General features: G+C 72.8%; 19 protein-coding genes. 10 read left to right on the forward strand and 9 right to left on the reverse strand.

Features of this window, described 5'->3' with window-relative positions; all coding sequences use genetic code 11:
* Positions 1-36 precede the first annotated feature (36 nt).
* Positions 37-1,416 carry an FG-GAP repeat domain-containing protein gene (locus BLS95_RS50755; protein ID WP_090946831.1) on the forward strand — a complete coding sequence of 460 codons (1,380 nt, stop codon included), beginning with the start codon at positions 37-39 and terminating at the stop codon, positions 1,414-1,416.
* A 182-nt stretch (positions 1,417-1,598) separates the two neighbouring features.
* Here the strand turns inward: BLS95_RS50755 and BLS95_RS50760 are convergent, their stop codons facing one another.
* Positions 1,599-3,152, reverse strand: coding sequence for an MFS transporter (locus BLS95_RS50760; protein ID WP_090946832.1), 1,554 nt, complete (start codon positions 3,150-3,152; stop codon positions 1,599-1,601).
* A 74-nt stretch (positions 3,153-3,226) separates the two neighbouring features.
* On the opposite strand from BLS95_RS50760, the gene BLS95_RS50765 reads away from it, so the two are divergent.
* Positions 3,227-6,436 carry an AfsR/SARP family transcriptional regulator gene (locus tag BLS95_RS50765; RefSeq protein ID WP_090946833.1) on the forward strand — a complete coding sequence of 1,070 codons (3,210 nt, stop codon included), beginning with the start codon at positions 3,227-3,229 and terminating at the stop codon, positions 6,434-6,436.
* Between the two features lie 71 nt (positions 6,437-6,507).
* Here the strand turns inward: BLS95_RS50765 and BLS95_RS50770 are convergent, their stop codons facing one another.
* Together BLS95_RS50770 and BLS95_RS50775 are read right to left on the reverse strand one after the other, a co-directional pair.
* Positions 6,508-7,353 (reverse strand): hypothetical protein, encoded by an 846-nt coding sequence (locus tag BLS95_RS50770; protein WP_245765773.1) that lies wholly within the window; start codon positions 7,351-7,353, stop codon positions 6,508-6,510.
* A gap of 258 nt (positions 7,354-7,611) precedes the next feature.
* Positions 7,612-8,262 carry a hypothetical protein gene (locus BLS95_RS50775; protein ID WP_090946835.1) on the reverse strand — a complete coding sequence of 217 codons (651 nt, stop codon included), beginning with the start codon at positions 8,260-8,262 and terminating at the stop codon, positions 7,612-7,614.
* A gap of 318 nt (positions 8,263-8,580) precedes the next feature.
* Between BLS95_RS50775 and BLS95_RS56515 the strand changes: the two genes are divergently transcribed.
* Positions 8,581-8,721, forward strand: coding sequence for a hypothetical protein (locus BLS95_RS56515; RefSeq protein WP_176993854.1), 141 nt, complete (start codon positions 8,581-8,583; stop codon positions 8,719-8,721).
* Positions 8,722-8,793: 72 nt separating this feature from the next.
* Here the strand turns inward: BLS95_RS56515 and BLS95_RS50780 are convergent, their stop codons facing one another.
* The 3 genes from BLS95_RS50780 to BLS95_RS50790 form a co-directional block, all read right to left on the reverse strand.
* Entirely contained in the window at positions 8,794-9,303 is a 510-nt protein-coding gene (locus BLS95_RS50780) for a DoxX family protein (RefSeq protein ID WP_176993855.1), read from the reverse strand.
* Between the two features lie 62 nt (positions 9,304-9,365).
* Complete coding sequence (locus BLS95_RS50785; protein WP_090946836.1) at positions 9,366-10,556, reverse strand: sensor histidine kinase; 1,191 nt, start codon at positions 10,554-10,556, stop codon at positions 9,366-9,368.
* Complete coding sequence (locus BLS95_RS50790; protein ID WP_090946837.1) at positions 10,553-11,215, reverse strand: response regulator transcription factor; 663 nt, start codon at positions 11,213-11,215, stop codon at positions 10,553-10,555. Before BLS95_RS50790 ends, BLS95_RS50785 begins: the two co-directional genes overlap by 4 nt.
* Before the next feature lie 141 nt (positions 11,216-11,356).
* On the opposite strand from BLS95_RS50790, the gene BLS95_RS50795 reads away from it, so the two are divergent.
* From BLS95_RS50795 to BLS95_RS50815, 5 genes are all read left to right on the forward strand, one after another.
* Complete coding sequence (locus BLS95_RS50795; RefSeq protein WP_143044259.1) at positions 11,357-11,905, forward strand: hypothetical protein; 549 nt, start codon at positions 11,357-11,359, stop codon at positions 11,903-11,905.
* Positions 11,902-12,963, forward strand: coding sequence for a peptidoglycan-binding protein (locus BLS95_RS50800; protein ID WP_245765774.1), 1,062 nt, complete (start codon positions 11,902-11,904; stop codon positions 12,961-12,963). Before BLS95_RS50795 ends, BLS95_RS50800 begins: the two co-directional genes overlap by 4 nt.
* Positions 12,960-13,697 carry an ABC transporter ATP-binding protein gene (locus tag BLS95_RS50805; RefSeq protein ID WP_090946839.1) on the forward strand — a complete coding sequence of 246 codons (738 nt, stop codon included), beginning with the start codon at positions 12,960-12,962 and terminating at the stop codon, positions 13,695-13,697. Before BLS95_RS50800 ends, BLS95_RS50805 begins: the two co-directional genes overlap by 4 nt.
* Positions 13,694-14,899, forward strand: coding sequence for an ABC transporter permease (locus BLS95_RS50810; protein WP_090946840.1), 1,206 nt, complete (start codon positions 13,694-13,696; stop codon positions 14,897-14,899). Before BLS95_RS50805 ends, BLS95_RS50810 begins: the two co-directional genes overlap by 4 nt.
* 176 nt (positions 14,900-15,075) lie before the next feature.
* Positions 15,076-15,765, forward strand: coding sequence for a class I SAM-dependent methyltransferase (locus BLS95_RS50815; RefSeq protein WP_245765775.1), 690 nt, complete (start codon positions 15,076-15,078; stop codon positions 15,763-15,765).
* On the opposite strand, the gene BLS95_RS50820 is transcribed toward BLS95_RS50815, so the two are convergent.
* Complete coding sequence (locus tag BLS95_RS50820; RefSeq protein ID WP_090946841.1) at positions 15,728-16,345, reverse strand: hypothetical protein; 618 nt, start codon at positions 16,343-16,345, stop codon at positions 15,728-15,730. The genes BLS95_RS50815 and BLS95_RS50820 overlap by 38 nt on opposite strands.
* 87 nt (positions 16,346-16,432) lie before the next feature.
* On the opposite strand from BLS95_RS50820, the gene BLS95_RS50825 reads away from it, so the two are divergent.
* Positions 16,433-17,503, forward strand: a complete 1,071-nt coding sequence (locus BLS95_RS50825; protein WP_143044260.1) for a sensor histidine kinase — start codon at positions 16,433-16,435, stop codon at positions 17,501-17,503.
* Entirely contained in the window at positions 17,500-18,165 is a 666-nt protein-coding gene (locus BLS95_RS50830; protein WP_090946843.1) for a response regulator transcription factor, read from the forward strand. The genes BLS95_RS50825 and BLS95_RS50830 overlap by 4 nt, the downstream gene beginning before the upstream one ends.
* Here BLS95_RS50830 and BLS95_RS50835 read toward each other — a convergent pair.
* Both BLS95_RS50835 and BLS95_RS56520 read right to left on the reverse strand, forming a co-directional pair.
* On the reverse strand, positions 18,160-21,171 hold the full coding sequence (locus tag BLS95_RS50835) for an AfsR/SARP family transcriptional regulator (protein WP_090946844.1): 3,012 nt from the start codon (positions 21,169-21,171) through the stop codon (positions 18,160-18,162). The genes BLS95_RS50830 and BLS95_RS50835 overlap by 6 nt on opposite strands.
* Positions 21,172-21,364: 193 nt before the next feature.
* A partial coding sequence (locus BLS95_RS56520; RefSeq protein WP_218136415.1) for a hypothetical protein occupies positions 21,365-21,703 on the reverse strand: 339 nt, incomplete at its 5' end.

Genomic DNA, 21,703 nt, shown 5'->3' on the forward strand with positions numbered 1-21,703 from the left:
TCCTTCCGTGCCCGCCTCACCGGGCGTGCGCGGCGGATGTGGAAGGAGCATCGTACGGCCGTGGTCGGGGTCGGCCTCGCGGTCGGCGCCGCTCTGCTGGCCGCGCCTTTCGTCGGCATTCTGGAGGACGTCGGCCGCAACGTGATGCGCCCGGACCCGACGCCGAAGGCCTCTCCCACCAGGGACCGGAGCCTGTCCGTCACCAGCGGCATGGACCACGTGGTGCACCTGGCCTGGAGCGCGCCGAGCGGACCGGCGAAGCCGCGCGAATACCACGTGTTCGGCGCCACGTCGCCCACGGGACAGAAGCGGCTCCTCGGCTCCCCTCAGGAGCCCCGGTTCACCCACCGCCCGCTCCCGCCCGGCGAGACCTGGTACTACTGGGTGCAGGCGGTGGATGCCACCGGCGACGCGACGAGCCTCGGGCCCGCCGTCTCAGGGCGCAGCGGCATACCCAACCGCACCGACGTCAACGGAGACGGCAAAGACGACGTGGTGACCTTCACCCGGGGCACGGCGGCCGACGTGTACGTCGCGCTCTCCGAGAACGGGCGTTTCGAGCCGTTCGCCCAAGGGTGGCATGACTTCTTCGCCGTCGACATGGAGATCGCCTCGACCGGCGACTTCGACGGTGACGGCCGCTCGGACCTGGTGACGTTCACGAAGGGCGCCGCGGGCGACGTCTACGTGTCACTGTCGGACGGCTCGCGGTTCGCGCAGCACGGCTGGGCCTGGCACGACCACTTCGCCTCGGGCGAGGAGATCCCGCTCGTCGGCGACTTCAACGGCGACGGCAAGGACGACATCGTGGCGTTCAACCGCGGCACGGCGGGCGACGCGCTCGTGGCCCTGTCCACCGGGTCGGGGTTCGCCGACGCCGAGACCTGGCACATCCAGTTCGCCGAGGGGAAGCAGACGCCGGCGGTGGGCGACTTCAACGGCGACGGCAGGGACGACATCGCCGCCTTCGCCCACGACAGCGGGGAGGTCTTCGTGGCGCTGTCCACCGGCACCGCCTTCGGGCCCGACGTCGTGACGTGGCACGAGGACTTCGCGCGTAACGGCGAGACGCCCGCGGTGGGCGACTTCAACGGGGACGGCCGCGACGACGTCGCCGTGTTCAGCCGGGGAACCGCCGCCGACGTGTACGTCGCGCTCTCTGACGGCGAGCGGTTCGGCGCGAAGGGCCGCTGGCACGGCGGCTTCGCGGGTGGTGACCAGGTGCCGGGCGTGGGCGACTTCAACGGCGACGGCAAGGCCGACGTGATCGCGTTCACCCGGGGGGAGACCGCCGACGTGATCGTGGCGGAGTCGGACAGCCGGCGGTTCCGGCCGGAGGCGAAGAAGTGGCATGACAACTTCTCCATCGACGCGGAATGGCCGCAGCCCAGCCAGATCGGCACCATGACCGGCTGACTGGACGGGGGCCGAGCGCGCCGGGCCCGGGCGGGGCCCGTCCCGGCCTGGTCCCGCCCAGGCGAGGCGGGGGCGGGGCCTGGTCCCGGCCAGGCGAGGCGCGTGGGTCCTGGTCCCGGCCAGGCGAGGCGGGGCGGGGCCTGGTCCCGGCCGCCCAGGCGAGGCGGATTCTGGGGCGCAGCTCAGGCCGGGTCGTCGCTCTCGGTCTCGCTGCCGACGGGGCGTACCCCGCGGAGCACGACCACGGTGAGGACCGCGATGGCGAGCAGCACGACGGCGCTGATGGCGGCGACGACGTTCATCCCGGTCACGAACGCCTCGCGGGCGGCCGTGAGGAGCGCGCCGCCGACGGCCGCGGGCAGTTCGGCGGCGAGCGCGAAGGCGCCCGCGAAGCCGTCGCGGGCGGTCTCGGCCCCCGCGGACGACAGGCCGTCGAGGGGCATGCCCGCCATCCGGGCGCTGTAGACGGCCGTTCCGAGGGTGCCGAAGACGGCGATGCCCAGGGCGGCGCCGAGCTCACCACTGGTCTCCTGCAACGCGGCGGCCGATCCGGTGCGATCCGGCGGGGCGGAGCCCACGATCAGATCGGTGCTGAGCACCAGCAAGGGGTTGATGCCGACCGCGATGACGATGCCGCCGGCGATCATCATCGACAGCCCGGAGCCCGCGTCGATGACGGCGAGCATGACGAAACCACCCGCCGCGATCACCAGTCCGGCGGCGATCACCCTGGGCGGCGGGTACCGGCGGGCGATCAGCGGGGCCGCCATGGCGGCGGCGATGGTCGTGGCCGCCATCGGGATGAACCACAACCCCGCGGCGAACGGGGACAGGCCCTCGACGAGTTGCAGGTACTGGGTGAAGTAGAACGTGAACGCGTACAGCGTGATCATCCCCAGCAGCATGCTCACCAGCGCGCCCGTGAAGCGGCGGTTGCCGAACAGGCGCAGGTCGAGCAGGGGCTCGGGGATGGTGCGCTGGCGTCGTACGAACACCACGCCCACGCACAGGCCGGCCGCCACGGCCAAGAGCGGCCCGGCCTGCGGGCCGTCCTTGGCGATCTGCTTGACCCCGTAGACGACCGGCAGGATCGCGGCCAGCGACAGGACGGCGCTGACCAGGTCGAGCCGGCCGGCGCCGGGATTGCGGTACTCGGGCAGGAGCGCCGGCCCGCAGACCAGCAGCAGCACCATGACGGGCACGCCCAGCAGGAACACCGATCCCCACCAGAACCGCTCCAGCAGGGCGCCTCCGACCGCCGGACCGATCGCGCCCCCGACCGAGAACGACGTCAACCACACGCCGATCGCCAGCGACCGCTGCCGGGGATCGGCGAACATGTTCGTGATCAGTGACAGGGTGGACGGCGTCAGCGTGGCACCGGCCAGGCCGAGCAGCGCCCGGGACACGATCAGCATCTCGGGACTGGTGGAGTAGGCGGCCAGTACCGAGGCCCCGATGAACGCGGTCGCGCCGATCAGCAGGAGCCGCCGGCGGCCGACCCGGTCGCCGAGCGTCCCCATGGTGATCAGCACCCCGGCGATCATGAAACCGTAGATGTCGGTGATCCACAGCAGTTGGGTGTTGGTGGCGCCCAGCTCCGCGCCGAGCTGAGGGAGCGCCATGTACAGGACGGTCAGGTCAAGCGCGAGCAGGATCGTGGGCAGCGCGAGCACGGCCAGCCCCATCCACTCGCGGGCACCGGCACGGGTCGCCGGACGTGGTTCTGTCAGCATGGACCCACGGTGCGGGCCGCCGGTTGTGATCCGGTTCTGATCCGGTGTCGGTGGCGGCGGCTACCGTGTCGGGTATGCGGTTTCGGGTGCTGGGCCCGCTGGAAGTGTCGACGGACGACGGCACGCCGGTCAAGGTTCCGGAGGTGAAGGTCCGGCTGCTGCTGGCCGACCTGCTGAGCCATGACGGGCGCTCGGTGCCGGTGGACCGGCTCGTCGAGGACCTGTGGGGAGCGGCCCCGCCACGCGATCCCGCCGCCGTGCTCCGTACGAAGGTGGCGCAGTTACGGCGGGCGCTGGAGTCCGCCGAGCGCGGCGGCCGCGACCTGGTGGTGTGGCAACCACCCGGATACGCGCTGCGGGTGGAGGCCGACGCGGTGGACGCCCGCAGGTTCGGCGTCCTGACCGGCCGGGCGCGGGCGGTCGCGGACCCGGCCGTCCGGGCGGTCCTGCTGGCCGACGCGCTCGCGCTGTGGCGGGGCGAGGCCTACGCGGACTTCGCCGGCGAGACGTTCCTGCAGGGCACGATCACCAGGCTGGGCGAGCAGCGGCTGAGCGCGATGGAGGAGCACGCCGAGGTCGAGCTGGCGCTGGGCCGGCACGAGCATCTGCTCGGAGACCTCGCCGAGCGGGTGCGGCGCCACCCCTTGCGCGAGCGGTTCCGCACCGCCTACATGCAGGCCCTCTACCGTTCCGGCCGCCAGAACGAAGCCCTCGAAACCTACCACGACCTGCGCGAACGCCTCGCCGGCGAGCTGGGGCTGGATCCGTCACCGGAGTCGGCGGCCCTCTACCAGGCGATCCTCCGGCAGGACACGGGGTTGGGCGTTGCCCGGCTTCGCGGCAACCTGCCGGTGCCGGTCACCGAGCTGATCGGGCGGGAGGCGGCGGTGGCCCGCCTGGAGCGGCTGCTGAGCGCGAACCGGCTGGTCACCCTCACCGGAGCCGGCGGCGTGGGCAAGACCCGCCTGGCCGTCGCCGCCGCCGACCGGCTGGCCCGCTCCTTCGCCGACGGGGTGTGGCTGGTCGAGCTCGCGGCACTGGATCATCCGGCCCGCGCCGGCGCCCGCGCCACGCCCGCCGACGTCGCCACGCTGATCGCCGCGGCGCTCGGCCTCGCCGACGCCACGGTGCCCGGGCCGCGAGGACACCCGGCCCCGATCGTCGAGCGGGTCGCCGCCGCCGTGCGCGAGCGCCGCATGCTGCTGGTGCTCGACAATTGCGAGCACGTCGTCGAGCCGGCCGCCGAGGTGGCCGCGCGCCTCCTGGCCGGCGCGCCCGGCCTGCGGCTGCTCGCGACCAGCCGCGAGCCGCTCGGCATCGCCGGCGAGCACCTGCAGGTGGTGGCCCCGCTGGAGGTGCCCGCCGCCGGCGCCGACCCCGCGCTGGTCGCGCGGGCCGACGCGGTGCGGCTGTTCGTGGCCAGGGCGGCCGCCGCCGCGGGAGAGCTCGTCCTCGACGCACGCACTGCCGAGGCCGTCGGCGTGATCTGCCGCCGGCTGGACGGCATCCCGCTGGCGCTGGAGCTGGCCGCGGCACGCGTGCGGTCGCTCGGGGTGGCCGAGGTGGCCCGCCGCCTGGACGCCCGCTTCCGGCTGCTGACCGGGGGGCGGCGGGACGCGCCGGCCCGGCAGCGCACGCTGCGCGCGGTGATCGACTGGAGCTGGGAGCTGCTGGCCGGGCCCGAACGGGTCGTGCTGTGCCGGCTGGCGCTGCACCCGGACGGCTGCACCCTCGACGCGGCGGAGTCGGTGTGCGCCACGTCCGGGGTGCCCCGGGACGACGTGGCCGACCTGCTGGCGGGCCTGGTGGACCGCTCGCTGGTGGCGGTGACCGGCGACCGCTACCGGCTGGCCGACTCGGTCGCCGCCTACTGTGTCGAGCGGCTGGCCGAGTCCGGCGAGCTCGCCACGGCCCGGCGGCGGCACCACGACCACTACGCCGGGCTGGCCGAGCGCGCCGGCTCGCTGCTGCGCGGTCCCGGCCAGCGGCGCTGGCTGCGGCTCCTGGACGCGGAGACGGCCAATCTGCGCGGCGTGTTCGACGACGCCGTACGCGCGGGTGACGGGCCGCTGGTGCGCCGGCTGGCCACCGCTCTGTCGTGGTACTGGCTGCTACGGGGGCGGCTGGAGGAGGCACATCGGGCGTTCACCCGGGTGCTGTCGCTCGGCGCCGGCGACCCCGGCAGCGCGGCATGGTGCTCGGCCCTCGCCCTCATCACCGGTCAGGCCATCGGCGGTGGCCGGGCGCCCGCGACCGGCCACGGCCTCCTGGCTACCGAGCTCGGCGAGATCGACGATCCGCGGGCCGGGTGGATTCTCGGCTCCAGCCTCTTCGGGGTGGGCGACCTGCCCGGGAGTGAGCGGCTGACCCGGCGGGCGCTGGCCGCGTTCGAGGCCCGGGGTGACGTCTGGGGGACCGCCGCGGCCCTGAACACGCTGGCCTGGCACGCCACGGCCCGGGGCGCCATCGCCGCGGCCGAGCGGGACGCGGAGCGGAGCCTGGCCGCATTCACCGAGCTGGGCGACGCGTGGGGACAGATGATGGCCCTGGAGAGCCTGGCCGGGGCGGCCGAGGCCACCGGACGTTACGAGCGGGCAGCGTCCCTCTTCCGGCGCAGCCTCGGCATCGCCGAGCAGTTGGGGTTCGGCATCGAGATCCCGTTCAAGCTGTGCGGGCTCGCGGAGGTCCATCTGGCGACGGGCGAGCACCATACGGCCGAACGGCTCTACGAGCGGGCCAGGCGCCTGGCCGCCGAGCAGTCGGTCCGGTCCGCCGAGACGTACGCCCTGATCGGGCTCGCCCGCATCGCGCGCCTGACGGACCGCCTCGACATCGCCGAGGCCCACCTGGGCGTCGTGCTGGAGTGGCACAGGGAGCACGGCCACGAGCCCAACGTGGGCGCCGCCGCCCTGACCGAGCTCGGGCTCCTCGCCCACCGGCGCGGCGACGCCGGGCAGGCCCGGGCCCGGCACGAGGAGGCCTGCCGGATCTCCCGCGACGGAGGTGATCCGCGGACCGTCGCCCGCGCGCTGGAGGGGCTGGCGGGCACCCTCGCGCTCATGGGCGAGCACGTCCCGGCCGCCCGGCTGCTCGGCACGGCCGCCGCCGCCAGGACGTCCACGGCTGCGGCGGCCCCTCCCCTCGCGGAGCGCCTGGCCGTCGACGAGACCACGGCGGTGGTGCGGGACGCGCTGGGTCCCGGGCCGTACGCCGCCGAATACGAGCGCGGCGGCGCCGACTACGCGACCTGGGCCTCCGGCGCTCCGGAGGGAGCCCTGACGTAGGACGGATCTCCGGGCGGGACCGCGAGCCCCCGGTGAGAGGCCGTGGTCCCGCCCGGAGGTGAGGACGTGGCTCAGCCGGGCGGGACCTGCCCGTTCTTGGCGACCGGGACGGCCAGTTGCAGGGCGCCGGTGAGCGTCGCCGTCTCGCCCGGCAGGCCGGCCAGCACCGGGTTGAGGTGCCGCAGGCTCAGCGTGACCTGGGGGATGGCCGGGGCGATGATGTCGTACCGCTCCAGATCGATCCATCGGACGATGTCAAGCACGTCCGGCGGGATGGTGTCACCGGCCTTGAGCACCGGCACGCAGAGCTGGCGGGGGTCGGTGACCCGGACGGACGCGGTGGGGATCTGGCCGGTCAGCACCGGGTTGAGCTGCTGGAGTGCCAGGGCGCGGTTCATGGGCACGTTCGGCCGGTGAGCGTAGCACAGGAGGTCGATGTGCGAGATGACCCGCAGTACGTCCGGGGCGGGGACCAGGCCGTTCTTGGCGACCGGCACGCAGAGGTGCTCCGGCCGGTCCAGGACCACCTGGATGCCCGGCACGCTCTGCAGCACCGGGTTGAGATGTCGCAGCGACAGGCTCTGGTCGAGCGCGGTTCCGGTGACCCGGTAGCACGACAGGTCGACGAACCTGAGGTAGTCGATGGTGTTCGGTGGCGGCAACACGTTGTTCTTGGCCACCGGGACGCACAGCTGCTCGCGCTGGCCGAGCGTGACCTGGCCGATGGGGAAGTTCACGAGCACGGGGTTGAGGTGCCGCAGCGCCAGGGTGACCGAGGGCGGCTGGTACGGGGTGGTCCTGAAGCACTCCAGGTCGAGGTTCGAGACGAACTCCCGGGGTGTCGGCAGGGCCAGCGCATTGGCGGGCGGCGCCACGAGGAACGCCGTGGCGAGCACCGCGAGGGCGGCCGATGACAACCGTCGTACCAAGCTCTTCCGGTGGCGATCTGGTGCCGGGTGCACGTTCATGCATCCTCCGGTGGATGAGAAGGTGCCTCGACTGTGCGCTCGCGCGTACGGCCTGACAAGGCGTGTGACCGCTCTTTGCCACCGGGGGTCGGGCCCCCTTCCGCGGCCGGTCTCGTGGCTTCCACGCGCTCCCCCGGACGGCGGCGACACGAGGGAACGCCCGCGGGTGTCCCCTCGCCGTCCGGGCCCGTGCGGCGGCTCCTTCGGTCAGGCGACCTTGGCGTCCGAGGCCTTCCAGGTGTTGCAGGCCTTGGGACCGCCCGCCTTGTACCCCTGCTCGAACCAGTAGCGTTCGTTGCCCTTCAGCGAGGAGTTCTTCGCCGGGCGTCCGAGCGCTCTGGCCGCCGCGCCCGCCAGGCAGTCCTTCTGGTAGGCGTAGCGGCGTTCCTGCTGCTTGAGCACCTTCTCGTCCCCGCCGTAGTTCAGCGTGTGGGCGGCCTGGGCGATGCCGGTCCGCGACTGGATGACCTCTCCGTAGACGGAGGCCATCTCGTGGAAGACGCGCTGGTCGTTCCCGGCCTTGACCCAGTCGTCCGCGAGGCCGACGTAGATGCCGTCGCGGGTGATGAACGGCCAGGACTTGTACTTCTTGCTGCCGTTCGCCTGATAGGTGATCTGAAGCTTCACCTTGTCGCCGCGCCAGGCCTTGTCCAGACAACCGACCAGGATTCGGAGGTACTTCTCGGTGGAGGACCTGCTCGTGCCCTTCTTGGCCGGGCATGACGTCTTGGGGAGTTTGCCCGCCTTGTAGAGGCTGTTACCGGTCAGGTCGGGCGCGCCGACGATGGGATCCGCTGCCGCCGTACCGGATAACGCGGTCAGGCCGATCGCCATGCCCGCCAGGATTTTGATGATCATTCCGGCATCCTAGGGTACGGAACCGCCCTGCCGTTGTGCGGGGGTTCACCCGGGTTTGTGGTGAATGTTCCGGTCCGCGCAATCGGATCGCCTTCGCCGCGCTATCCCCGCGTCGTTCGGTCGGCCGCCGGGCTGTGATCTCGGGTTTCTCCTCCCGGAAGGTGTGGGCGTGGGCCGGTGCAACCGCGGTGGCCTGGGCTGATATCGGGGTGGAAGGGATCGGATAAGGAGGAGATGGCCCCGGTTGTGACCGTGACGGCAGTTCACCTGATCGGGAGCCAGCGGGGCTGCCGGACGGATCACAGGGGCAGGCAGAACATGAGCAAGCGACTCAGCGTCAAGGCCATCGGGATCGTCCTCATCTCCATGATCGCCACCACCGGCGGACTGGCCCTCACCAGCACGATGACCGCCAATGCGGCCCCCATCCCCTGCGGAGAGCCCTGGCACACGTGCTGAACACCCGTCCGCAACCCCGGGAAGGCCCGGAGGCTTCGAGCCTCCGGGCCTGTCCGTGCCCTGGCCGCACATTCACCGTGCGGCGGGGGACGCGGTGGCCGTACGGCCGGCAGGCCGCCTCAGGATGCCGGCCGCCCAGAGCGCCACGCCGATGTAGAGGATCTGCTCCGGCACGCGCTGCCACAGCGGCGTCGCCGTACCGCCCGCGAAGGGCACGTCCGCCAGGGCGGCGTACACGTTGGCCGGGAGCAGGAGCACGAACAGCAGCGCCAGGCAGGCCCCGGCCGCCCGACGGGTGCCCGGCAGGACCAGCCCCACGGCGCCGGCCAACTCCAGCACCCCGGTCAGGTAGACCACGGCCGCCGGGAAAGGAACGAACGGCGGAACCATGGCCAGCAGGTCGGCATGGTTCGGCATGAAGCTCACGCCTGGCGGGACGAAGTGCGCACTGGCCGTCATCACCAGCATGACGGCCAGCCCGTGCCCGGCACTCGCTCGCCAGGTGGCGAACCGGGCCGACCCGGACAACTTCCCCAGTAAGCGGAAACCCAGCGTGGCCAGGACAAGGACGATCACGGTCATGAGAATCACTCCCCTCAGATAGCCATACTATCCAACATTAGATAGTGGAGCTACCCAATCCGTCAGGGATGCTCAGCGGACGGGAGCCGTACCGTCACCTCCAGGCCGCCCTGCGGCGGGGCCACGGCGCCGACCTGGCCGCCGTGCGCGGTCACGATGGCGCGCACGATCGACAACCCCAGCCCGGTCCCCTTGTACGAGCGCACCCGATCCCCCTGAAGCCGGCTGAACGGCTCGAACAGGTCGTCCACCTCGTAAGGAGGCACCAGCGGCCCGGTGTTGCGCACCGTGATCACGCCGTCCCCCCGGTGCCGCCCCAGAGTGAGCCAGACCTGGCCGTCGCGGACGTTGTACTTGATGGCGTTCTCCAGCAGGTTGAACAGGCACCGCTCCAGGAACAGCGGATCCCCTTCGACGAGCACCGGGCGCAGGTCCTGGTGCAGCGTGACGGGTCGCTTGCGGGACTGCAGGTCGATCTGCTCCACCACGGCACGCACGACCTGTTCCAGGTCCACCACCTTGCGCACGGTCAGCTCCTGCTCCGACTGCGCGAGCAGCAGCAGGCCCTCGATGAGCCGCTCGTAGCGGGCGTTGGTGCCGAGCAGGGCCCTGGCCAGCGCCTTGAGGTCCTCCGAGGCCGCCGGCTCCTCCAGCGACACCTCCAGCACCGTACGGTTGACGGCCAGCGGGGTGCGCAGCTCGTGGGAGGCGTTGGCGATGAAGCGCCGCTGCGCGTCGAACACGCGATGCAGCCGGTCCAGCATCGCGTCGAAGGTGTCGGCCAGCCGGCCCACCTCGTCGGGCGGCCCGCGCAGGCCGATGCGTTCGTGCAGCGTGCTCTCCGACAGCCGGTGCGCGGTCTCGGTGACCCGGTCCAGCGGCCGCAGCGCCCGGTCGGCGACCACGTAGCCGAGCAGCAGCGCGGTGATACCGACCAGGATCAGCACGAGCGTGGAGGAACGCACCATCTCGCTGAGCACGCTGTCCGCCCGGTGCTCCACGTCGGCCTGCTGGACGAAGTCGGTGATGACCCGGGCCGGCGCGCGCGCCTGCCCCGGCAGCGGCGCCACGCCGGTGACCTTGACGGGACTGGCGATGAACTGCTGTTTCATGGCCTGCGCGGTGATCAGGTAGGTGAGCCAGAGCACGACCGAGCCGGCCACGAGGAACAGGCCGCCGTACAGGAGCGTGAGCCGTAACCGCAGCCGCCTGCTGTTCCACCAGTGGCGGGCGGCCTCCATCCGGGACGTCACAGCCGGTACCCCTTGCCGGGGACGTTCTGGATCAGCGGCGGGGCGCCGAGCTTCTTGCGCAACGACGTGATCGTGACCCGCAGCGCGCCCGTGCTCGCGTCGGCGTGCTCGTCCCACACGATCCTGCGCAGCTCGGCGGAGGTGACCAGCGCGCCGGCGGCGCCGAGCAGCGTGCGCAGCACGTCGAACTCCTTGCGGTTGAGCGGCACCGGCCTGCCGTCCCTGGTGACCGTGCGGCGGGCCGGGTCGAGGGCGATGCCCTCGCGTTCGAGCGCCGGGGCGGCGCCGTGCGCGCCGGTTCGGGCGCGCCTGGCCAGCGCCCTGATCCTGGCCACCAGCTCGGCGAACGCGAACGGCTTGACCAGATAGTCGTCCGCGCCCAGCGCCAGGCCGTCGATCTTGTCGCGGATCTGGCCGGCCGCGGTCAGCATGAGCACCCGGCCGCCCCCGCCGCACTCGCGCAGCCGCCGGCACACGTCGTCGCCGTGCACCTCCGGCAGGTCGCGGTCGAGCACCACCACGTCGTAGTCCACGTACGCGGCCAGGTCGAGAGCCTCCTGCCCGTCGTAGGCCACGTCCACGGCGATCGCGTTCAGCCTGAGCCCGTGCGCGACCGCGTCCGCCAGCCGTTCCTCGTCCTCGACGACAAGCACGCGCATGACCGGCCCCTCTCCTCGGCCACGAGCGTGACGTATCCGGTGTTAGCCGCAGGTAAGGACTTATTCGGTTTTAGCACCTCATGGGCTGAAGTTGGGGCCGCGTCACGGGCGAACGACCCGGGACGTCGAGGAGTGATCGTCATGAACGTACGGCTCTTGCTGGTGGCCGTCCCCCTCACGCTGGCGCTGGCCGCCTGCGGCGAGCAGCGCGCCGGGACCACGGACGACACCGTGGTGAGCGCGGGCGGCGTGGCCGCCTCCACCACGCCGACGGCCACCCCGTCGGCCACGATGGACCAGCGGACGGCCGGGCTGAAGTTCGCGGAGTGCATGCGCGACCACGGCATCGACATGCCCGACCCGACGGACGGCAACATCCAGCTGCGCATCCCTCCGGGGACGGACCGCAAGAAGGTGGACGAGGCCGACCAGGCGTGCCGGCCCATCATGGAGTCCGTCGTACGCGACCGGGCCACGCCCAGCCAGGAGGACTTCGACCGGATGGTCAAGTTCGCGCAGTGCATGCGCGAGCAGGGCGTGGACGTCCCCGACCCCAAACCCGGCGAGGGGCTGGGCATCCGGCTCAGGAACGGCTCGAAGGAGCAGATGGAGGCCGCGCACAAGGCCTGCCAGGAGTACGCGCCCGGCCTCGCCAAGGGCGGGAACGTCACCTCCGGCGGCAAGCCGTGAGGAGGAACCTCGCCCTGGGCGGCGGCGGCGCCGTCGTGGCCGTCGCCGTCACGTGGGGAGCGGTGGCGGCCGTGAACCACGGCGTCACCGCCGCCGTCCCGCCGGCCGAGTCCCCGGTCCCGGCCACGGCCGACATCACCAGGCGGGACCTGGTGGAGACGAAGACGGTGGACGGGGCGCTCACGTACGCGGAGGAGCGGCAGCTCTTCTCGGGCGCCTCCGGCACCGTGACGTGGGTGGCGGCCGAAGGCGCGGTGGTCCGCCGCGGCCGGCCGCTGCTCAGGGTGGACCGCCGGCCGCTGGTGCTGATGTACGGGAAGCTGCCGCTGTACCGGACGTTGCGGCTCGGGGTGACGGACGGGCCGGACGTGGAGCAGCTGGAGCGCAACCTCAAGGCGCTCGGCTACGGCGACGACCTGACCGTGGACGGCCACTTCAGCCACGCCACCGCGCGGGCGGTGCGGGACTGGCAGGACGACCGGGGGCTGGCGGAGACCGGCCAGGTGGACGTGGCCCAGGTCGTGTTCCAGCCGGGTGCCGTACGCGTGACGCGGGCCAAGGTCGCGGTCGGCACCAGGACCGCGCCCGGCCGGCAGGCGCTGACCGTCAGCGGCATCCGGCGGCTGGTGCACGTCGACCTCGACACGGGCGACCAGTCGCTGGCGCGGGAGGGGGCCAGGGTCACGGTGACGTTGCCCGGCGGGGAGCGGGCCGCGGGCACGATCACGTCGGTCGGCACGGTGGCGGAGGCGTCGGAGCAGGAACAGGACTCCGGCACCACCATCGACGTGGACATCACGCTGGCCAAGCCGCCGCGGACGAAGCTGGACCAGGCACCGGTGGAGGTGGAGATGCAGAGCGAGCGGCACGAGAACGTGCTGGCCGTGCCGGTGGAGGCGCTGCTGGCACTCCGCGAGGGCGGGTTCGGGGTCGAGGTCGTGGAGGGGCCGGCGAGCCGGATCGTGGCCGTGGAGACGGGGGCGTTCGGCGGAGGGCTGGTGGAGGTCGAGGGCGCGGGGCTGGCCGAGGGCATGAAGGTCGGGGTGCCCGCCCGATGACCGCCCCTCCCCCGGCTCCCCACGGGATCGTGGAGCTGCGCGCGGTGACCAAGACCTACCCCGGTCAGGTGCACGCGCTGCGCGGCGTGGACCTGACCATCGCCCGCGGCGACCTGCTGGCCATCGTCGGCCCGTCCGGATCCGGCAAGTCGACCATGCTGCACATGATCGGCACGCTCGACCGGCCGACCTCCGGCACCGTACGCGTCGCCGGGTACGACGTCGCCACGCTGACCGACCGCGAGCTGTCCGCGCTGCGCTCACGGCAGCTCGGCTTCGTCTTCCAGCATTTCCACCTGGCGCCCGGGGTCAGCGCGCTGGACAACGTGGCCGACGGCCTGCTCTACAGCGGCACCGGCCGCCGCGCCCGCCGTGAGCGCGCCGCCGCCGCGCTGGAACGGGTCGGGCTCGGGCACCGGCTGCGGCACCGGCCGTCGGAGCTGTCGGGCGGTGAGCAGCAGCGGGTGGCGCTCGCCCGTGCGGTGGCCGGCGACCCGCCGCTGCTGCTGGCCGACGAGCCGACCGGCAACCTGGACTCCGGCGCCGGTGCCGGTGTGCTGTCCCTCCTGGCCGACCTGCACGCATCGGGCACCACCATCGCCATCATCACGCACGACGCCGAGATCGCCGGCTGGTGCGCCCGCCAGGTGCGCCTGCGTGACGGCCTGATCGTCGACGGCCATGATCACGACCATCCGAGCCCGGTGGAGCTCTTGAGAGGAGCCAGGCGTTGACCGGCCACCATCACGAGCGCCCCACGCCGGCCCGGTTGAGCCCCGGTGACGTGCTGCGGGTGGGCGCCGCCGGGCTGCGGGCCCGGCCCACGAGGGTGATCCTGTCCGCGCTCGGCATCGCCATCGGCATCGCGACCATGATCGCCGTGATCGGGATCTCGGCCTCGTCGCGCGAGCAACTCCTGCGCCAGCTCGACCGGCTGGGCACCAACCTGCTGACCGTCGCTCCCGGCCGGACCATGTTCGGGGAGGACGCCAAGCTGCCCGTCGGCGCGCTGGCGATGGTGCAACGCATCCGCCCGGTGCGCACGGCCGCCGCCACCGGCGGGGTGGAGGCCACCGTCCGGCGCAACAACCACATCCCCGACACCGTCACCGGCGGCATCGCCGTACAGGCCGCCAGCACCGAACTGCTGGCCACCCTGGAGGGCACGGTCGTCAAAGGCGCCTGGCTCAACGCGGCCACCGCGCGGCTGCCCGCGGTCGTGCTCGGCTCGGTGGCGGCCGACAGCCTCGGGCTGGCCAGGACCGGGGTGCAGGTCTGGATGGGTGGCCGGTGGTTCACCGTGATCGGCATCCTGGGGCCGATGCCGCTGGCGCCGGAGATCGAGCGCTCGGCGCTCGTCGGGTTCCCGGCGGCCGAGGAACTGCTGGGCTTCGACGGCTATCCGACCACCATCTACGAGCGCTCGTCGGACGCGGCCGTGGAGTCGGTACGGGACGCGCTCCCGCGCACCGTCAACCCGCGGAACCCGGAGGAGGTCACGGTCAGCAGGCCGTCGGACGCACTGGCGGCCAAGGCCGCCGCCACCGGCGCCTTCACGAACCTGCTGCTCGGCCTGGGCGCGGTCGCACTGCTGGTGGGCGGGGTCGGGGTGGCCAACACCATGGTCATCTCGGTCCTGGAACGCCGCAGGGAGATCGGGCTGCGCCGCTCGCTGGGGGCCACGCGGGGGCAGGTGCGGGTCCAGTTCCTGGCCGAGTCGCTGCTTCTGTCGGCGCTCGGCGGGCTGGTGGGGGCGGTGCTGGGCGCGCTGGCCACGACGGCGTACGCGCTGTCGCGGGACTGGCCGCCGGTGGTGCCGCCGTGGGCCCTGGGCGGGGCCGTCGCCGCGACCCTGGTGATCGGCACGGCCGCCGGGCTCTATCCGGCCATGCGGGCGGCCCGCCTGTCCCCCACCGTGGCCCTGGCAACCACCTGATCACCACACCCCCGCCGAGAACACGCGAAGCCTGACCACGAAGGGAGCGTGATCGTGCTGTTGGGCTGAGCCGTGGGCGCTGTTGTTCACCTCTGATCAACTTTCGCGTTGTGTCGCGCCGCAGTGCGTACGCAAGGATCGACAGAGGGATGTCGGAGCGGCTCAGGAGATGAACTGTGACCAACGACGAGGTGCGCCGTGGCGGCGGGAGCGGCCGGTTCCTGTGGGAATTCGTCAAGTCTCCCATGCGTACGGCATCGGTGCTGCCGAGCTCGGCGGGGCTGGCGGCGCGGATGGTGGTGGGCGTACCGGAGCGCGGCGAGCCGGTGGTGGTCGAGCTGGGCGCGGGGACGGGCGCCTTCACCTCCGCGATCCAGCGACGGCTGGACGGCCGCGGCAGGCATGTCGTGGTCGAGCTCAACGACAGGTTCGCCGCGGAGATCGCGCGGACGTACCCGTCGGTCGAGGTGGTGTGCGCGGATGCCACGCGCCTGCCCGACCTGCTCGCCGGGCTCGGCGTCGGGCCGGTGGACGCCGTGGTCAGCGGCCTGCCGTGGGTGGCCTATGCCGGGCAGCCGCCGTTGATCGAGTCGGTGGCCCGCGTGCTGTCCCCGGCCGGGGTCTACACGCAGTTCGCCTACAACTGGACGCGCTGGGCCGCGCCGGCGCGGCGGCTGGTCGGCGGCCTGCGGACGGAGTTCGAGGAGGTCGTGACGACCATGACGGTCTGGCGCAACCTGCCGCCCGCGGTGGTCTACGTGGCCCGCCGCCCCCGGGTGGCGTACGCCACCCCCGGCCTCGACAATCCTTGGCAGCGCGGGGACAGGGTCAGTGGTTCCGGCGGCGTCGGTGGTAGGCGTACGTGACGGCGCCGAGCAACGGTCCCCACAGCAGCAGCGGCAGGTAGCAGAGGTAGAAGATCGCCGCCGGCCGGCCGCCTGCCCGCGTGGGGAAGATCGCGGGAATCGGCTCGCCTCTCAGGGTGACCCCGGCCAGCTGGGTGGCGAAGAAGGAGGTCCACAGGACGGTGAGGAGCACGGCGCCGAGGGTCGCGGGGATGACGGCGGCCGGCGTCGGCACCCTGCGGCCGCGCAGCCCCGGCATCCAGCGCGGGAACCGCTCTCCCCAGGTGGCGACCAGCCCGACGGCGGCGAACGCCACCACCTCCGACAGGACCGACAGGAACACGATGTACGCCCGCTCGCCGAAGCCGATGCCGTAATCGCCGAACGCGATCTGGAGCCGCCAGAGCCCGGACGGCAGCACGATGAGCGGGACGGCGAAGGCGGCGGTCCGGGCCCAGCGGGGAACCCCGGCCGCCGGCGTGTGGGCCGCCCGCCACGCGGAGCGCAGCCGCCCGGTGGTCGGAGCGGTCGTGGTGGGCTGCCGGGTTTCCGCTGTCGCGGGTGGCGGCGCCGTACCGGGTGCCGGATCGGTTCTCGTCATGCCGCTCACGCTAGGAACGGCCGGTCCTGGCCGCCTCCCCCTGGCGAGGGAGGCACCGCGCGGGCCGGTCGGCTAGCGTCGCCAGGCGTGAGGCGTCATATCAGCCGGGTCGTGCGGGCGGGGATCTACCAGTTGCTCGGCGCCGCGCTGCTGACTCCGGTCGCCGTGGCGATCGGCCTGCCGCTGCTCGCCGAGCCGGAGCCGGGGTCGGGGCCGGGGCGGCTGCTGGTGTTGTGGGCGGCGTGCCTGCCCGCCTCGGTGTTGCTCGCCATGACGCCGCTGATGCGCCGCCTGGAGGCGACCGCTCTGTCGGAGTTGCTCGACGTCAACGTGCCCAGGCGTGCCGACCGCGTCTATCTGGTCGTGCTGACCAGTGTGCACCTGTTCGGCGGGGCCACGCTGAGCGCGGGCGTGGTGGCGCTGGCTCCCGGGCTGATCCCGCTCGGCGGGCTGGGGCCGGCGGCGCCCGGGCAGCGGGGCGAGGTCATCCTGCTCGCCGCCGTCACGCTGGCCGTGATGGTCGCCGCGGGATTCGGCCAGCGCTGGGCGGCGCGCCGGCTGCTGCGCACCGAACCGTCCCGCGTGATCGACGAGCTCGGCCGCCGTCAGACGCTGGGCCTGGAACTGCACGACTCCGTCGGCCATGCCCTCAGCGTCGTCCTGGTGCAGGCCATGGCCGCCCAGGCGGCGCTGGAGCACACGAGGCCCGCGCTCGCCGTACAGTCGCTCGACCATCTGACGGCCGCCGCCCGGCACGCGCAGCAGGACCTCGACGTGCTGCTGAGCGTGCTCGACGACGGCGTCGCGGCCGAGACGCCCACGCTGGAGGCGCTCGGCACGCTCACCCGCGGCCTCGACGTGCGCACGCGGGTGGACCGCCTCGACAGGATCCCGGCCGACGTCTCCCGCGCGGCCTTCGCCCTCGTACGGGAGGCGCTCACCAACGCCCTGCGGCACGGGCGCGGCGGCCCGGTCACGCTCGACATCGCCGTCGGCGCCGACCTGGTCCTGACCGTGGAGAATGCGACGGCGGGCGCGTCCGGCGGGCCGGGGCGCGGTCTGACCGGCATGCGCATGCGGGCCCGCCTGGCCGGCGGGACGTGCACCTGGGAGGAGGCGGGCGGGACGTGGCGCGTCCAGGCGAGACTGCCGCTGTGATCCGGGTCGTCCTGGCCGACGACGAGAAGCTGATCCGCTCGGGATGGACGACCATGCTCCTCCCGTACGACGACCTCGCGGTGGTGGGCGAGGCGGCCGACGGCCACGAGGCCGTCGAGGCCGGCGCCGGCGCGGACGTCGTCCTGATGGACGTCCGCATGCCCCGCATGGACGGCCTGGCCGCGACCCAGGAGCTGGCCCGCCGCTCGCCGACGACGCGGGTCATCGTGGTCACCACGTTCGACAGTGACCAGCTGGTCTGGGGTGCCCTGCGGGCCGGCGCCGCGGGCTACGTCCTCAAGCGCGCGCCCGCTCGCGAGCTGGTGGAGGCCGTCCGGCTGGTGCATGCGCGGGAGGCGGTGCTCTTCCCCGACGCGCTGCGTCGCATCGCCTCCCCGCACCACGGTACGGCCCGGCCCCGCGTACCGGTGGAGCTGACCCCGCGCGAGCTGGACGTCCTGCGGCACATCGCCCTCGGGCGGAACAACGCGGAGATCGCGGCGGCGCTGCACGTCACCAGGGAGACGGTCAAAACACACGTCGGCAATATCCTGGACAAACTCGGCGCCCGCGACCGCACCCAGGCGGCCGTCCTGGCCTACGAACTCGGCCTCATCTTCGCGGGCACCCGGGAATGGACCTCCGGAGCGGGCGGCTCATGACCGGGACTCGCCGTACTCACGGGCACCGTGGAGGCGGAAGATCTCCAGGGCCTCCGCCTGGATGGCCTCGGCGGCAGCGTCCTCGCCGAGGGCCCGGTGCACCAGCGCGAGGTCACGCAGGGTACGCGCGCGGAACAGGGCGATACGCAGCGTGTCCCACAGCGCGAGCGACTCCTCCAGGTGACTCCTGGCCTGGTAGAGCCGCCCTTCGGCCAGGCAGAGCTCACCCATGACGCGAAGGGTGCATGCTTCCCCCCAGCGGTCGTTGAGGGTCCGGGTGGTGACGAGCGCCTCCTCCAGCGATTCACGGGCCTCGTCGTACCGCTCCAACCGCACGCGGGTCTTGGCCAGGGAACGATGGCAGTAAGCCGCCATGAGGCGGTCACCGAGGTCGTGGAAGATCGCCAGCGCGCGGGTGCACAGCTCCTCGGCGCTGTCGAGCTCGCCACGCGCGCGGTGGTACATCGACAGACTGCGCAGGGTCAGTCCTTCACCGCGTCGGTTCTGGCCCTGCCGGTAGAGGGACAGCGCGGCGGTGAGGCCGTCCCATGCAGCGGCGTAGTCCCCGCGTTCCAGATGCACCGTGCCCCTCAGCCGCTTGATGTGCGCGACGCCCGCCGAGTCGGCGAGATCGGCCCAGAGCTCCTCCGCCTTGCCGAGGAAGTGCAGGGCCTCGGGCAGGTATCCCTGCTCGCGGCAGGCCGCGCCGAGCGCCGCGACGGTGGTGGCTTCTCCCCTGATGTCCTTGGCGGCGCGGAACAGGGACAGGGCCTGGCTGAGATACTCGCGTGACTCGGCGTAGAAGTCGCGTTCGTAGGAGAGCTGGCCGAGACCGGCGAGCAGCTTGGCTTCCCCGACGGTGTTGTCCATCCGCCGCGCCACCGCGAGGGCGGCCTGGTGGGTCCGGTGCCAGGCCGCGAACGGGTTGTCGAAGACGTATTGGCTGCCCTCGAACGCCACCGCGGACAGTGCGGAGGCCAGCTCGACGGCGATCTCGTCGAGGTCCATCGCCGCCGCGAGCTCGACGGCCATGATCAGCGCCTCTTCCTCCCTGCGGATCCAGGCGTGCGGGTCGGCGAGCGCCATCCGTACCACCTCGGCGTCGACCGGATGGGCCAGCTCGTTCGTGGCCCGCATCGGGATCATCCCCGTCGGTACGGCCTCGCTCATCCGCTTCACCAGCCACAGCCAGCCGCCCAGCACCCTGGTGACCACGGCCGTACGCTCCTGCTCCGGCTCCTCCAGGCAGGCGCGTTCCTTGGCGAACAGCCCGATGAGGTCGTGCAGGCGGTAACGGAGCTGACCTGCCGGATCCGCGTCCACGAGATCGACGAGGGAGGCGTCCACGAGCTGCTCCAGCACGCGCTCGGCCACGTCGAGGCTCGCGTCGAGCGCGGCCGCGGCCGCCCAGAGGGTGAAGTGCGGCATCCCCAGCAGGCCGAGCCGGCGCAGCGCGGTCCTGGCCGGCGGAGGCAGCAGCTGGTAGCTCAGGCCGATGCTGGCGCGTACCTCCTGATCGCCGACGGCCAGCTCGTCCAGCCTGCGGTGCTCGTCGGCCAGCCGGTCGGCCAGCAGGGCCACCGACCACTGCCGGCGCGACGCCAGCCGCGCTCCCGCCACGCGCAGGGCGAGGGGCAGGCCGCCGCACTGGTTCACGACGCGCCAGGCCGCATCCGGGTCGGCGGCGATCCGCTCGGGGCCGGTGATGCGCGACAGCAGATCGAACGCGGACTGCGACGGCAGCAGGCCCAGGTCGACGAACATGGCACCGGCCAGCCCGGCGAGCCGGTTGCGGGACGTGATGATCACCGCGCAGTCCCGGCCGCCGGGGAGCAGCGGTCGCACCTGGTTCTCGGAGACCGCGTCGTCCAGCACGATCAGCTTGCGCCGGCCGGCCAGCAGCGAGCGGTAGCGGCCTGCGCGCTCCTCCAGCGTGCCGGGGATCGGCGTGGCACGCTGATCGAGCTCGCGCAGGAGCCGCCCCAGGGCCTCCTCCGGAGCGACGGGCGTCTCCGTCGTGCCGCGCAGCTCCACGTGGAGCTGCCCGTCGGGATAGCGGGCGGCGACCTCGTAGGCCGTCTGCAGGGCCAGGGCCGACTTCCCCGCGCCGCCCTGGCCGGAGATGACGCAGAGCGGCACGGCGGCGGACCTGGTCAGGTGGCCGCGCAGCTCCGCCATCTCCTCCGCCCGGCCGGTGAAGTCGGGAACGGGCAGCGGCAACTGGCGGGGCAGCCGGGCGGTGGCCTTGGCCGCGGTCTTCAGCAGCGTGGGATCGGCACGCAGGATGGCCGCCTGGGCCTGGCGTAACTCAGGTCCGGGCTCGATCCCCAGATCGTCGATCAACACCTGCCTGCCGTGCTGGTAGACGGTCAGGGCGTCGGCCTGCCTGCCCGCGCGGTAGAGCGCCACCATGAGGTCGCGGCGCAGCCGCTCGCGTCCGGGATGCAGCCCGACCAGCCCGGTCAGTTCCTCGATGAGCTGCTCGTTCTGGCCCGTGGCCAGGTCTGCGGCGACGCGTTCCTCGACGACCGTCAGCCTGAGCTCTTCCAGCCGGTCCGCCGCCGCGCGCAGGAAGGAGTGGCCGATGCCGCCGAGGGCCGTACCGCGCCAGAGCGCCAGCGCGGCCCGGAACGCCGTCGCCGCCTCCTGGTGGTCGCCCTCCCGCGCCGCGCTACGCCCCTCGGCGACGCACTGTTCGAAGACGTCCGTGTCCAGGGAACGCGGGGGGATCTCGGCGAGGTAGCCGTCGCGCTGGGAGACGATGACGGCGGGCAGCCCCATGGTGGTGAACGCCCGGCGCAACGAGGCCACGTACGTGTGCAGGATGCCCTTTGCCGAGGTCGGCGGCTCGTCGTCCCAGATCGCCTCGACCAGCCGCTCGCTGGTGACCGCCCGGCCGGGTTCGAGCAGGAGCGCCGCGAGCAGCGTCCGTGGTTTGGGCCCTCCGAGGGGCACCTGGCGCCCCTCGTTCCGCACCTCCACGGGTCCGAGCAGCCGACATTCCATGGAGTTCTCCCAGCTTCGTGACCGACGGACGCTGGGACGCAGTATGCGATGCGCTGATAGGGCTCCGATATCCGTCGCGCGAGGGATTTTCTTCCCCCGCTGACCTCAGGCCGCCGCGAACGCCAGGAAGGGCCCCGTCGAGATTTCGGGAGCCCTTCCTGGTTTCCGGCACCGTGGTCACCGGGTCATGGGATCAGTTGACGGTGGCGGGTTGGGCGGACAGGAGGATCTGGGACCAGCCCTTGGGGTCGACGGTGCCCAGGCCGGTGATGTCGTCGCCGTCGCCGTCGTGGGGGTTGGTGTCGCGGTAGTGGTAGAGGGCGCCGTTGGGGTGGCGGCCGTAGTAGACGCCGCCGCCGGGGGACATGAGGTGGCTGATGCCTTCCCAGGTGGTGTCCTTGAGGGGGAGGCGGGTGCGGTCTCCGATGCCGTTGATGCGGTAGGAGATGAGTTCTCCGCTGGTGGTGGTGCCCAGGATCCAGTTGGTGCCGGTGGTGGTGAGGGTTTTGAGGGTGAAGCCGCTGCCGATGAG

It is taken from the genome of Nonomuraea jiangxiensis, assembly GCF_900099965.1.
Lineage (GTDB): Bacteria > Actinomycetota > Actinomycetes > Streptosporangiales > Streptosporangiaceae > Nonomuraea > Nonomuraea jiangxiensis.